This window comes from Streptomyces sp. P17 (assembly GCF_032436805.1).
Classification (GTDB): domain Bacteria; phylum Actinomycetota; class Actinomycetes; order Streptomycetales; family Streptomycetaceae; genus Streptomyces.
In genome coordinates this window covers 1-12,529 of record NZ_JAVRBF010000041.1, presented here as the reverse complement: position 1 = coordinate 12,529, position 12,529 = coordinate 1, and the positions used below count along the sequence as shown (strand labels likewise).

Here is a 12,529-nt window from a genome sequence, read left to right as displayed (position 1 = left end):
GACCCCTTACAGCTTCATCAGGCTGGCGTCGTCGACCGAGGCCGAGTGGCGGGAACGGAACAGCGACACGATGATCGCGAGCCCGACCACGACCTCCGCGGCGGCGACGACCATCGTGAAGAAGGCGATGATCTGGCCGTCGAGATTGCCGTGCATCCGGGAGAAGGCGACGAGCGCGAGGTTGCAGGCGTTGAGCATCAGCTCGACGCACATGAACACCACGATCGCGTTGCGCCGGATCAGTACGCCGGTGGCGCCGATCGTGAACAACAGGGCGGCGAGGTAGAGGTAGTTGACCGGGTTCACTTGGACGCCTCCCCGCTGTTCGTGCGCTCCAGGCGCTCCTCGGCCCGCTGTTCCAGGGCCTTGAGGTCGTTGAGCGCCTCGGTGGACACATCACGGATCTGGCCGCGCTCACGCAGCGTCTTGCTGACGGTGAGCTCCGACGGGGTGCCGTCGGGCAGCAGGCCCGCGATGTCCACGGCGTTGTGCCGGGCGTACACCCCGGGCGCCGGCAGCGGCGGTACGTGCTTGCCCTCGCGCACCCGCTGCTCGGCCATCTCGCGCTGCGTCTTGGCCCGCTCGGTGCGCTCCCGGTGGGTGAGCACCATGGCGCCGACGGCGGCCGTGATGAGCAGGGCGCCGGTGATCTCGAAGGCGAAGACGTACTTGGTGAACAGGAGGGCGGCGAGGCCCTCCACATTGCCGTTGGCGTTCGCCTGGGCGATGCCGTTGAACTCCGTCAGTGAGGCGTTGCCGATCCCGGCGAACAGCAGGATGCCGAAGCCGAGGCCACAGAGAAGGGCCAGCCAGCGCTGGCCCTTGATGGTCTCCTTCAGGGAGTCCGCCGCGGTCACGCCGACCAGCATCACCACGAACAGGAACAGCATCATGATCGCGCCGGTGTAGACGACGATCTGCACGACGCCCAGGAAGTAGGCGCCGTTGGCGAGGTAGAACACCGCCAGGATGATCATGGTGCCGGCCAGGCACAGCGCGCTGTGCACGGCTTTCTTCATGAAGACGGTGCACAGGGCGCCGATCACCGCGACCGTGCCGAGGACCCAGAACTGGAAGGCCTCGCCGGTGGAGGTGGAGTAGGCGGCGAGCTGCGAGGTCATCGGCCGATCACCTTCTCCGACGCGGGTTCGTCCTCACCGAAGGTGGAGGCGGCCTCCTGCACGACCTCGCCCTTGGAGAGGGCCACCTGGCGCTCGGTGCCCGGCGCGGCCTCCGTCACCAGGCCCCGGTAGTAGTCCTGTTCGTCCGTCCCGGGGTAGATCGCGTGCGGGGTGTCCACCATGCCGTCCTCAAGACCGGCGAGCAGCTGCTCCTTGGTGTAGATGAGGTTGGCGCGGCTGGAGTCGGCGAGCTCGAACTCGTTCGTCATCGTGAGCGCGCGCGTGGGGCACGCCTCGATGCACAGGCCGCACAGGATGCAGCGGGCGTAGTTGATCTGGTAGACGCGGCCGTACCGCTCGCCCGGCGAGTAGCGCTCCTCGTCGGTGTTGTCCGCGCCCTCGACATAGATCGCGTCGGCGGGGCAGGCCCAGGCGCACAGCTCGCAGCCGACGCATTTCTCCAGGCCGTCCGGATGGCGGTTGAGCTGGTGCCGTCCGTGGAACCGCGGAGCGGTGGTCTTCTGCTGTTCCGGGTACTGCTCGGTCAGCCGCTTCTTGAACATGGCCTTGAAGGTCACACCGAAGCCGGCCACAGGGTTCTGGAAACCGGGCTTGGTCTCCTCGGGCTCCTCAGCCATCGGACGCCTCCTTTCCATCCAGAGATCCATCACTCTGAGTATCGGGCCCACCACTGACAATCAGCTCCCGCTCCCGGCGTGAACGGCGTCGCGGCACCGGCGGCAGCTCCTGTCCGGGCAGCGGCGGCACGGGGAATCCGCCCGCCATCGCGTCGAATCCGGCGGCCGGGGCAGGTTCCTCCTCCTTCGGTTTGGCGCGGAACATGTCCGCGACGAAGGAGAGCAGCAGAAGCACCAGGACGCCGCCGCCGACGTAGAGGGCGATGTCGGCGAAGTCGTAGTTCTCGTTGCGCAGGGTCCGAACCGTCGCGACGAGCATCAGCCAGACCACGGAGACCGGGATCAGCACCTTCCAGCCGAGCTTCATCAGCTGGTCGTAGCGGACGCGGGGCAGCGTGCCGCGCAGCCAGATGAAGAAGAAGAGCAGCAGCTGCACCTTGATCACGAACCAGAGCAGCGGCCACCAGCCGTGGTTCGCGCCCTCCCAGAAGGTGGAGACGGGCCAGGGTGCCCGCCAGCCGCCGAGGAAGAGCGTCACCGACACGGCCGAGACCGTCACCATGTTCACGTACTCGGCGAGCATGAACATCGCGAATTTGATCGACGAGTACTCGGTGTTGAAGCCGCCGACCAGGTCGCCCTCGGACTCCGGCATGTCGAAGGGGGCGCGGTTGGTCTCGCCGACCATCGTGACGATGTAGATGATGAAGGAGACCGGCAGCAGGATGATGTACCAGCGGTCCTGCTGCGCCTCGACGATCGTCGACGTCGACATCGACCCCGAGTAGAGGAAGACGGAGGCGAAGGCGGCGCCCATGGCGATCTCGTACGAGATCATCTGCGCGCAGGAGCGCAGGCCGCCGAGGAGCGGATACGTGGATCCGGAACTCCAGCCCGCGAGCACGATGCCGTAGATGCCGACCGAGGCGACCGCGAGGATGTAGAGCATCGCGATCGGCAGGTCGGTGAGCTGCATCGTGGTGCGCTCGCCGAAGATCGAGATCTCGTTGCCCGCCGGGCCGAAGGGGATCACCGCGATCGCCATGAAGGCGGGGATGGCGGCGACGATCGGTGCGAGGACGTAGACGACCTTGTCCGCGCGTTTGACGATGACGTCTTCCTTCAGCATCAGCTTGATGCCGTCGGCGAGCGACTGGAGCATGCCCCAGGGGCCGTGCCGGTTGGGGCCGATGCGCAGCTGCATCCAGGCGACGACCTTGCGCTCCCACACGATGGAGAACAGCACCGTCACCATCAGGAAGGCGAAGCAGAACACCGCCTTGACTACGACCAGCCACCAGGGGTCGCGGCCGAACATCGAGAGGTCTTCAGCGGCGAAGTACGGGCTCATGCCTCCACCTCCTTGGGGGCCTCGCCGGCGAGCGTCGCCGGGCCGATGCGGACGAGGGAGCCGGGCCGCGCCCCGGTGTCGGAGGCGACGCCGGCGCCGGTGGAGTTCAGCGGCAGCCAGACCACCCGGTCGGGCATCGCGGTGATCCGGAGCGGGAGTTCGACCGTTCCGGCGGTGCCGGTCACCGCGAGGAGGTCGCCCTCCTTGACGCCCGCTTCGGCGGCCGTGGCGGCCGACACGCGCGCGTGGGCAGCGTGCCGTGTCCCGGCGAGCGCCTCGTCGCCGTCCTGGAGCCGGCCCTGGTCGAGCAGCAGCCGGTGTCCGGCCAGCACGGCCTCTCCGGCGGCCGGCCGCGGCAACGGGGCGGCGGTCTCCAGGGGTTCGGTGGCCCGGGGGCCGTCCCAGGCCCCCAGCCGGTCCAGCTCCGCGCGCGCGGTGCGCAGATCCGGCAGGCCCAGGTGTACGTCCATGGCGTCGGCCAGCATCTGCAGGACGCGTGCGTCGGACGGGGGAAGGCGCCGGGTCATCTGGTCGGGCTTGAGCGCGGCCTCGAAGAAACGCACCCTGCCTTCCCAGTTGAGGAAGGTGCCCGCCTTCTCGGCGACGGCGGCGACGGGCAGGACCACGTCGGCGAGCTCGGTGACCTCACTGGGCCGCAGTTCCAGCGAGACCAGGAAGCCGGCCTCGGCGAGCGCCACGCGTGCGCGTGCCGGGTCGGGCAGATCGGCGACCTCGACTCCGGCGACCACCAGGGCCTGGAGTTCGCCGGTGGCGGCGGCCTCCACGATCTGGCTGGTGTCGCGTCCGTAGCGGTGCGGGAGTTCGGCCAGGCCCCAGGCCGCGGCGACCTCCTCACGCGCGCGTGGGTCGGTTGCCGGACGGCCGCCCGGCAGCAGCGACGGCAGTGCGCCGGCCTCGACGGCTCCGCGCTCCCCGGCTCGGCGCGGAATCCACACCAGATGCGCTCCGGTTGCGGAAGCGGCCCGTACGGCGGCGGTGAGTCCGCCGGCCACACCGGCCAGCCGCTCGCCCACGACGATCACCGCGCCCTCGGTGCGCAGGGCCTCGGCGGCGCGCGCGCCGTCGTCCTCCAGACCGACCCCGCTGGCGAGCGCGTCCAGCCACTCGGTCTCGGTGCCGGGAGCGGCGGGCAGCAGCGTGCCGCCCGCCTTCTCCAGGCCGCGTGTCTCATGTGTGGCGAGCGAGAACACCTTCTGGCCGTGCTTGCGCCAGGCCTTGCGCAGCCGCAGGAAGATTCCGGGCGCCTCCTCCTCGGCCTCGAACCCGGCCAGCAGGACCGCGGGCGCCTTCTCCAGGAGGGAGTACGTGACGCCCGTACCGTCGAGGTCGCGTCCGCGTCCGGCGATGCGGGACGCCAGGAAGTCGGCCTCCTCGCCGCTGTGCACGCGCGCGCGGAAGTCGATGTCGTTGGTGTCGAGCGCCACGCGCGCGAACTTGCTGTACGCGTAGGCGTCCTCGATGGTGAGGCGGCCTCCGGTCAGGACGCCGGCCCGGCCGCGCGAGGCGAGCAGCCCCTGGGCCGCGATCTGCAGGGCCTCCGGCCAGGACGTCGGCACGAGGTCACCCTCGGGATTGCGCACCAGCGGCGTCTCAAGCCGGTCCCGCTGCTGCGCGTACCGGAAGGCGAACCGGCCCTTGTCGCAGATCCACTCCTCGTTGACCTCGGGGTCGTTGGCCGCGAGCTTGCGCATGACCTTGCCGCGCCGGTGGTCGGTGCGCGTGGCGCAGCCGCCCGAGCAGTGCTCGCAGACACTCGGCGAGGAGACCAGGTCGAAGGGGCGGGAGCGGAAGCGGTACGCCGCCGAGGTGAGGGCGCCGACCGGGCAGATCTGGATCGTGTTGCCGGAGAAGTACGACTCGAAGGGGTCGCCCTCACCGGTGCCGACCTGCTGGAGCGCGCCCCGCTCGACCAGCTCGATCATCGGGTCGCCCGCGATCTGGTTGGAGAAACGGGTGCAGCGGGCGCACAGCACGCACCGCTCACGGTCGAGCAGCACCTGCGTGGAGATCGGGACGGGCTTCTCGTAGGTCCGCTTGCGTCCCTCGAAGCGGGACTCGGCCTGGCCGTGCGACATGGCCTGGTTCTGCAGGGGGCACTCGCCGCCCTTGTCGCAGACCGGGCAGTCCAGCGGGTGGTTGATCAGGAGCAGCTCCATCACACCGTGCTGGGCCTTCTCGGCGACCGGGGAGGTCAGGTGGGTCTTCACCACCATTCCGTCGGTGCAGGTGATGGTGCAGGACGCCATCGGCTTGCGCTGGCCCTCGACCTCGACGATGCACTGGCGGCAGGCGCCGGCCGGGTCGAGGAGCGGGTGGTCGCAGAAGCGGGGGATCTCGATGCCGAGCTGTTCGGCGGCCCGGATGACCAGGGTGCCCTTGGGCACGCTGAGCTCCACGCCGTCGATGGTCAGCGAGACGAGATCTTCCGGCGGGACCGCCGTCTCTCCCCCTCCGGAGGGAGCGCTGGTGGTCACAGTCATGCGTTCACCTCCGTGCGGTGGTCGGCCCACGCCGTCGACTTGGCCGGGTCGAAGGGGCAGCCGCGGCCCGTGATGTGCTGCTCGTACTCCTCGCGGAAGTACTTGAGCGAGGAGAAGATCGGCGAGGCGGCGCCGTCGCCGAGGGCGCAGAAGGACTTGCCGTTGATGTTGTCGGCGATGTCGTTCAGCTTGTCGAGGTCGCTCATCACGCCCTTGCCGGCCTCGATGTCGCGCAGCAACTGCACGAGCCAGTACGTGCCTTCGCGGCAGGGCGTGCACTTGCCGCAGGACTCGTGGGCGTAGAACTCGGTCCAGCGGGTGACGGCGCGGACGACGCAGGTCGTCTCGTCGAAGCACTGGAGCGCTTTGGTGCCGAGCATGGAGCCGGCGGCGCCCACGCCCTCGTAGTCGAGGGGGACGTCGAGGTGCTCGTCGGTGAACATCGGTGTGGAGGAGCCGCCCGGTGTCCAGAACTTCAGCCGGTGGCCCGGCCGCATCCCGCCGCTCATCTCCAGCAGTTGGCGCAGGGTGATGCCGAGCGGGGCCTCGTACTGGCCGGGGCTCGCGACATGGCCGCTGAGCGAGTAGAGCGTGAAGCCCGGGGACTTCTCGCTGCCCATCGACCTGAACCAGTCTTTTCCTTTTTGCAGAATCGCGGGAACCGACGCGATCGACTCGACGTTGTTCACAACAGTCGGGCAGGCATAGAGGCCGGCCACCGCAGGGAAAGGAGGACGGAGCCGCGGTTGACCACGGCGGCCTTCGAGCGAGTCGAGCAGTGCGGTCTCTTCACCACAGATGTACGCCCCGGCGCCCGCGTGCACGGTGAGTTCGAGATCGAGGCCGCTGCCGAGGATGTTCTTTCCGAGGTAGCCGGCCGCATAGGCCTCGCTCACAGCCGAGTGCAACCGCCGCAGCACGGGGACGACTTCACCGCGCAGATAGATGAAGGCATACGACGACCTGATGGCATAACACGCGATGACAATGCCCTCGATGAGGCTATGCGGGTTCGCGAAGAGGAGCGGGATGTCCTTGCAGGTTCCGGGCTCCGATTCGTCGGCGTTGACAACTAGATAGTGCGGCTTTCCATCTCCCTGCGGAATGAACTGCCATTTCATTCCGGTGGGGAAACCCGCGCCGCCGCGCCCGCGCAGACCGGAGTCCTTCACATAGGCGATGAGGTCGTCCGGCGACATGGCGAGCGCCTTGCGAAGTCCCTCGTATCCCTCGTGCCTTCGGTAGACGTCCAGCGTCCAGGACCTGTCCTCGTCCCAGAAGGCCGACAGCACGGGTGCGAGCAGCTTCTCGGGGCTGGTGTCTTTCAGCTCGGGTGCCAAGGTCATCACTCCCCCTCCTCGGCGGTAGGCCCGGCCGGGTGGGCCGGGTCGGAGGCCGATGTGTCCTGCGGCGCGTCGTGTGAGCTCAAGTGCTCCGTCGGTGACGGCTCGTGCACTGCCCTGTCCTGCGGCTGCTCATGAGGTCCGCCGTCGCGTGGGTGAACCACCCGCGCGGGGGCGGTCTCCCCCTTGGCCAGCCTGAGGCCGATCAGCGAAGCGGGTCCCGCGCTTCCGCCGGCCTCGACTGCCCCTTCCCGCTCGTCGGGAAAGCCCGCCAGGATCCGGGCGGTCTCCTTGAAGGTGCACAGCGGTGCCCCGCGCGTGGGAGAAACCGGTGCTCCCGCGCGCAGGTCGTCCACCATGCGCTTGGCGCTCTGCACGGTCTGGTTGTCGAAGAACTCCCAGTTGACCATCACGACCGGGGCGTAGTCGCAGGCCGCGTTGCACTCGATGTGCTCCAGGGTGACCTTGCCGTCGTCGGTGGTCTCGCCGTTGCCGACGCCGAGGTGCTCCTGGAGCGCCTCGAAGATCGCGTCACCGCCCATCACCGCACACAGCGTGTTGGTGCACACCCCGACCTGGTAGTCACCGCTCGGGCGGCGCCGGTACATGGTGTAGAAGGTGGCGACCGCGGTGACCTCGGCCGTGGTCAGGTGCAGCATGTCCGCGCAGAACTGCATCCCGGTGCGCGTGACATGGCCCTCCTCCGACTGCACCAGGTGCAGCAGTGGCAGGAGCGCGGACCGGGAGTCGGGGTAACGGGCGATGACCTCGCGCGCGTCCCGCTCCAGCCGGGCTCGAACGTCGTCCGGGTAGCCGGGCGCGGGCAGTTCGGGCATGCCCAGGCTGACGCCCTGCTCCGAAGAACTGGTGGTCACCGGTCGACGCCTCCCATCACGGGGTCGATGGACGCGACGGCGACGATGACGTCGGCGACCTGGCCGCCCTCGCACATCGCCGCCATCGCCTGCAGGTTGGTGAAGGACGGGTCACGGAAGTGGACCCGGTAGGGGCGGGTGCCGCCGTCGGAGACGGCATGCACTCCAAGTTCGCCCCTGGGTGACTCGACGGCCGCGTACGCCTGTCCCGGCGGGACGCGGAAGCCCTCGGTGACCAGCTTGAAGTGGTGGATCAGGGCCTCCATGGAGGTGCCCATGATCTTCTTGATGTGGTCGAGGGAGTTGCCGAGACCGTCCGGTCCGAGCGCGAGCTGGGCGGGCCAGGCGATCTTCTTGTCGGCGACCATGACCGGTCCGGGCTGCAGCCGGTCCAGGCACTGCTCGACGATCCTGAGCGACTGGCGCATCTCTTCCAGGCGGATCAGGAAGCGGCCGTAGGAGTCGCAGGTGTCGGCGGTCGGGACGTCGAAGTCGAAGGTCTCGTAGCCGCAGTACGGCTGGGTCTTGCGCAGGTCGTGCGGCAGGCCGGTGGAGCGCAGGACCGGGCCGGTGGCGCCGAGGGCCATGCAGCCGGCCAGGTCGAGATAGCCGACGTCCTGCATACGGGCCTTGAAGATGGGGTTCCCGGTGGCGAGCTTGTCGTACTCCGGGAGGTTGCGCTTCATCTTCTTCACGAACTCGCGGATCTGGTCCACCGCGCCGGGCGGCAGGTCCTGGGCGAGTCCGCCGGGGCGGATGTACGCGTGGTTCATCCTGAGGCCCGTGATGAGCTCGTAGATGTCGAGAATCATTTCACGATCACGGAATCCGTAGATCATGATCGTGGTGGCGCCGAGCTCCATTCCGCCGGTGGCGATGCACACCAGGTGCGAGGAGAGGCGGTTGAGCTCCATCAGGAGCACCCGGATGAGGGTGGCGCGGTCGGGGATCTGGTCCTCGATGCCGAGGAGCTTCTCGACGGCGAGGCAGTAGCCGGTCTCGTTGAAGAAGGACGTCAGGTAGTCCATGCGCGTCACGAACGTGGTGCCCTGCGTCCACGTGCGGAACTCAAGGTTCTTCTCGATGCCGGTGTGCAGATAGCCGATGCCGCAGCGGGCCTCGGTGACCGTCTCGCCCTCGATCTCCAGGATCAGGCGGAGCACCCCGTGGGTGGAGGGGTGCTGGGGGCCCATGTTGACGACGATGCGCTCGTCGTCGGCGCGGGCCGCGGACTGGACGACCTCGTCCCAGTCGCCACCGGTGACCGTGTATACGGTGCCTTCCGTGGTCTCGCGGGGGGATGCGTGGGAAGTGCTCACGAGTACGACCTCCGCTGGTCCGGAGCCGGGATCTGGGCGCCCTTGTACTCGACGGGGATGCCGCCGAGGGGATAGTCCTTGCGCTGCGGATGGCCCTGCCAGTCGTCCGGCATCATGATCCGCGTCAGGGCCGGGTGACCGTCGAGGACGATGCCGAAGAAGTCGTAGGTCTCGCGCTCGTGCCAGTCGTTGGTCGGATAGACGGAGACCAGCGACGGGATGTGGCGGTCGCTGTCGGGGGCGCTGACCTCAAGGCGGATCAGCCGGTTGTGGGTGATCGAGCGCAGGTGGTAGACGGCGTGCAGCTCGCGGCCCTTGTCGTTCGGGTAGTGGACGCCGCTCACGCCCGTGCACAGCTCGAAGCGCAGGGCCGGGTCGTCGCGCAGGGTGCGGGCGACGCGGAGCAAGTGCTCGCGTTCGATGTGGAAGGTGAGCTCGCCGCGGTCGACGACCGTCTTCTCGATCGCGTTCTCGGGGAGGAGGCCCTGTTCCTCCAGCGCGCCCTCCAGTTCGTCGGCGACCTCGTCGAACCAGCCGCCGTAGGGTCGCGCCGCCGGTCCCGGGAGCCGGACCGAGCGGACGAGGCCGCCGTAACCGGAGGTGTCGCCGCCGTTGCTGGCGCCGAACATGCCGCGCTGGACGCGGATCTCCTCGCCGCCCTCGCCGCGCTGGCCGGGGAGGTTGGAGGTGCCGAGGTCCTTCTCGGGGTTGACGCCGTTGTTCGTGTCGCTCATCGCAGCAGCCCCTTCATCTCGATGGTGGGGAGCGCCTTGAGCGCGGCTTCCTCGGCCTCGCGGGCCGCCTCCTCGGCGTTCACGCCGAGCTTGGAGGTCTGGATCTTCTGGTGGAGCTTGAGGATCGCGTCCATCAGCATCTCGGGCCGGGGCGGACAGCCGGGCAGATAGATGTCGACCGGGACGATGTGGTCGACGCCCTGCACGATGGCGTAGTTGTTGAACATGCCGCCCGAGGAGGCGCAGACCCCCATGGAGATCACCCACTTGGGGTTCGGCATCTGGTCATAGACCTGCCTGAGCACCGGTGCCATCTTCTGACTGACCCGGCCGGCGACGATCATGAGGTCCGCCTGCCGCGGCGAGCCGCGGAAGACCTCCATGCCGAAGCGCGCCAGGTCGTAGCGGCCGGCGCCGGTGGTCATCATCTCGATGGCACAGCAGGCGAGGCCGAAGGTGGCGGGGAAGACGGACGCCTTGCGCACCCAGCCCGCGGCCTGCTCGACGGTGGTCAGCAGGAAGCCGCTCGGCAGCTTTTCTTCGAGTCCCATGAGTTAAAGGCCCCTCAGTCCCATTCCAGGCCGCCGCGCCGCCATACGTACGCGTACGCGACGAAGACGGTGAGCACGAAGAGCAGCATCTCCACGAGCCCGAAAATCCCCAGGGCGTCGAAGGTGACGGCCCAGGGGTAGAGGAAGACGATCTCGATATCGAAGATGATGAAGAGCATCGCCGTCAGGTAGTACTTGATCGGGAAGCGCCCGCCGCCGGCCGGCGTGGGGGTCGGTTCGATACCGCACTCGTAGGCTTCGAGCTTGGCGCGGTTGTACCGCTTCGGACCGATCAGCGTGGCCATGACCACGGAGAAGATCGCAAAGCCTGCCCCGAGGGCTCCCAGTACGAGGATGGGCGCATACGCGTTCACCGCTCCTCGCTCCTCTCAGTCGGCACTGACTGCTGGCGGTTGCGTCGGGCTCGCCACTTGCGTCCCACCGGTCCCTCGAATCCCGCTCGTCCCGGCGAAGATCGAGAACATGTGAAGCAGGTCACAAGCCCAACTGCCTCGCATCCTATGCCCGCCGCTCTGTGATCTGCGACACGGGGTATTACACAAGCTTTGTGATCTCCACCACCTGACGAAGGATCATGAAGTCGGATGAGTGGTGATCTTCGTACGCGAGGCAGTCAAGTGATCACCTGAGGTGACATTTCCGCTCGTCGGCGCAGCTCGGGAGGGGCGTCTCAATATCAAGAGACTTCCCTTGCATGCAAATTGGAGATGGACCGGACGTCCTGATAGAGGACCGCGTTCACACATCAGGGGGAGGTGCGCGGCAGGGTGTGGACGCGTGCACGCATTCACGAGCGACTCAGGCCGGGCCGTGCGCGCGGGACGCGCCCTGCCCTGTAACCGTTGCGTGACCTCCATCACATCCATGAGAGGCCGATGAGAACCGGGCTTGGCCACCTGCCTCAACAAGTGGTAGGCGCGGGGCAATTCGGGCGAACCGATGAAAGGCCGTGATCACGGGCGGGATGGGTGGCGCCCGCAATGTCCGTTACGGAGTCAATAAAGGGCGACGGGTGAGGGGTTCGCGGGTCCGATTGAACAACTGTGGCGCAGCACACGTTTCTTGAAGGTATGGAGGAGCCCCTGATACCGGTTGTTCTCATGTCCCACACCGCTCACATACGCAGCCACCGGAAACCCCGCCGCTCCGGGTCTACGACCCTCGCGATGCGCGCCGGAGTTGCCGGTGGCGTCCTCAGCATGGCAGCGGCGGGTGCGTCGGCCTCGGCGAGCGCCGCCGAGCCGGTCACGCAGACCCTCGAACTGCCCACCCTGACGGCCGAGCTGGCCGCTCAGGTCGCCGAGTCCGCGGACGCCACTCAGCAGGCCGCGGCCAGCTATGAGCTGCAGGCCGAGCGTGACGCCGCCGCCGCGGCGGCCGCGAAGGAGGCCAAGGCCGACCTCGCGGAGGCCAAGAAGAAGGCGGAGGCCAAGAAGAAGGCCGCCGAGGCCGCCCGCAAGGCCGCCGCCGAGCGCGCCGCCCGCAGCGCCGAGCGGACCACGCTCGCCGCCACCAGCACCACCGCCTCCGCTCCGGCGAGCGGCAGCGTCGGGACCGTCATCGCCTTCCTCAAGGCGCAGCTGGGCGACGCCTACGTCCTGGGCGCCACAGGCCCCAACGCGTGGGACTGCTCCTCCCTGGTGCAGGCCGCCTTCAAGCAGGTCGGCGTGGACCTCCCCCGCGTCTCCCAGGACCAGTCGATGGCCGGCACGGACGTCTCCCTGTCCAACCTCCAGGTCGGCGACATCCTGTACTGGGGTGGCAAGGGCTCGGCGTACCACACGGGTGTGTACATCGGCGACGGTCAGTACCTGGACGCCGCCAACCCGTCCAAGGGTGTGGTCATTCAGGAGCTTTCCGGCTATCCCGCCTCGGGCGCCGTCCGCGTACTCTGACGCACAGTCCGAAAAGGGGCACAGCAGTACGGATGGGGCCGCAGCCGCTCGGGGGCAGCGGCCCCGTCCGGCACATCCGCCGGGCCGGTCCGGTGGTTCAGGACCTAGCCCCATCCTCCGCACGTCACTGGTCTGAGTGACGTCTGTCGGGCTGGCGCTGGTCAGGACAGGTTGATTTCC

Annotated in this window: 12 protein-coding genes; 1 reads left to right on the top strand and 11 read right to left on the bottom strand. The window is 68.3% G+C overall.

Annotated features, from left to right (window positions below; translation table 11 throughout):
* Positions 1-6: 6 nt before the first annotated feature.
* The 11 genes from nuoK to RMT89_RS25245 are packed head-to-tail and all read right to left on the bottom strand — an operon-like array spanning position 7 to position 10,807.
* The gene (gene nuoK, locus RMT89_RS25295) at positions 7-306 is read right to left on the bottom strand and encodes an NADH-quinone oxidoreductase subunit NuoK (RefSeq protein ID WP_009310327.1); all 300 of its coding nucleotides are present in this window, start codon (positions 304-306) and stop codon (positions 7-9) included.
* On the bottom strand, positions 303-1,121 hold the full coding sequence (locus tag RMT89_RS25290; protein WP_315886088.1) for an NADH-quinone oxidoreductase subunit J: 819 nt from the start codon (positions 1,119-1,121) through the stop codon (positions 303-305). The genes nuoK and RMT89_RS25290 overlap by 4 nt, the downstream gene beginning before the upstream one ends.
* Positions 1,118-1,759, bottom strand: a complete 642-nt coding sequence (gene nuoI, locus RMT89_RS25285) for an NADH-quinone oxidoreductase subunit NuoI (protein WP_315886087.1) — start codon at positions 1,757-1,759, stop codon at positions 1,118-1,120. Before nuoI ends, RMT89_RS25290 begins: the two co-directional genes overlap by 4 nt.
* Entirely contained in the window at positions 1,752-3,110 is a 1,359-nt protein-coding gene (nuoH, locus tag RMT89_RS25280) for an NADH-quinone oxidoreductase subunit NuoH (protein WP_315886086.1), read from the bottom strand. The genes nuoI and nuoH overlap by 8 nt, the downstream gene beginning before the upstream one ends.
* Positions 3,107-5,611, bottom strand: a complete 2,505-nt coding sequence (locus tag RMT89_RS25275) for an NADH-quinone oxidoreductase subunit G (protein ID WP_315886085.1) — start codon at positions 5,609-5,611, stop codon at positions 3,107-3,109. Before RMT89_RS25275 ends, nuoH begins: the two co-directional genes overlap by 4 nt.
* Positions 5,608-6,957, bottom strand: a complete 1,350-nt coding sequence (gene nuoF, locus RMT89_RS25270) for an NADH-quinone oxidoreductase subunit NuoF (RefSeq protein WP_399498481.1) — start codon at positions 6,955-6,957, stop codon at positions 5,608-5,610. The genes RMT89_RS25275 and nuoF overlap by 4 nt, the downstream gene beginning before the upstream one ends.
* Positions 6,957-7,829 (bottom strand): NADH-quinone oxidoreductase subunit NuoE, encoded by an 873-nt coding sequence (gene nuoE / locus RMT89_RS25265; protein WP_315886083.1) that lies wholly within the window; start codon positions 7,827-7,829, stop codon positions 6,957-6,959. Before nuoE ends, nuoF begins: the two co-directional genes overlap by 1 nt.
* Positions 7,826-9,148 carry an NADH-quinone oxidoreductase subunit D gene (locus RMT89_RS25260; protein ID WP_315886082.1) on the bottom strand — a complete coding sequence of 441 codons (1,323 nt, stop codon included), beginning with the start codon at positions 9,146-9,148 and terminating at the stop codon, positions 7,826-7,828. Before RMT89_RS25260 ends, nuoE begins: the two co-directional genes overlap by 4 nt.
* On the bottom strand, positions 9,145-9,882 hold the full coding sequence (locus RMT89_RS25255; RefSeq protein WP_315886081.1) for an NADH-quinone oxidoreductase subunit C: 738 nt from the start codon (positions 9,880-9,882) through the stop codon (positions 9,145-9,147). The genes RMT89_RS25260 and RMT89_RS25255 overlap by 4 nt, the downstream gene beginning before the upstream one ends.
* Complete coding sequence (locus tag RMT89_RS25250) at positions 9,879-10,433, bottom strand: NADH-quinone oxidoreductase subunit B family protein (RefSeq protein ID WP_003998928.1); 555 nt, start codon at positions 10,431-10,433, stop codon at positions 9,879-9,881. The genes RMT89_RS25255 and RMT89_RS25250 overlap by 4 nt, the downstream gene beginning before the upstream one ends.
* A gap of 14 nt (positions 10,434-10,447) precedes the next feature.
* Positions 10,448-10,807 carry an NADH-quinone oxidoreductase subunit A gene (locus RMT89_RS25245; RefSeq protein ID WP_003974383.1) on the bottom strand — a complete coding sequence of 120 codons (360 nt, stop codon included), beginning with the start codon at positions 10,805-10,807 and terminating at the stop codon, positions 10,448-10,450.
* A 717-nt stretch (positions 10,808-11,524) separates the two neighbouring features.
* On the opposite strand from RMT89_RS25245, the gene RMT89_RS25240 reads away from it, so the two are divergent.
* The gene (locus RMT89_RS25240; RefSeq protein ID WP_315886080.1) at positions 11,525-12,349 is read left to right on the top strand and encodes a C40 family peptidase; all 825 of its coding nucleotides are present in this window, start codon (positions 11,525-11,527) and stop codon (positions 12,347-12,349) included.
* Positions 12,350-12,529: the final 180 nt, after the last annotated feature.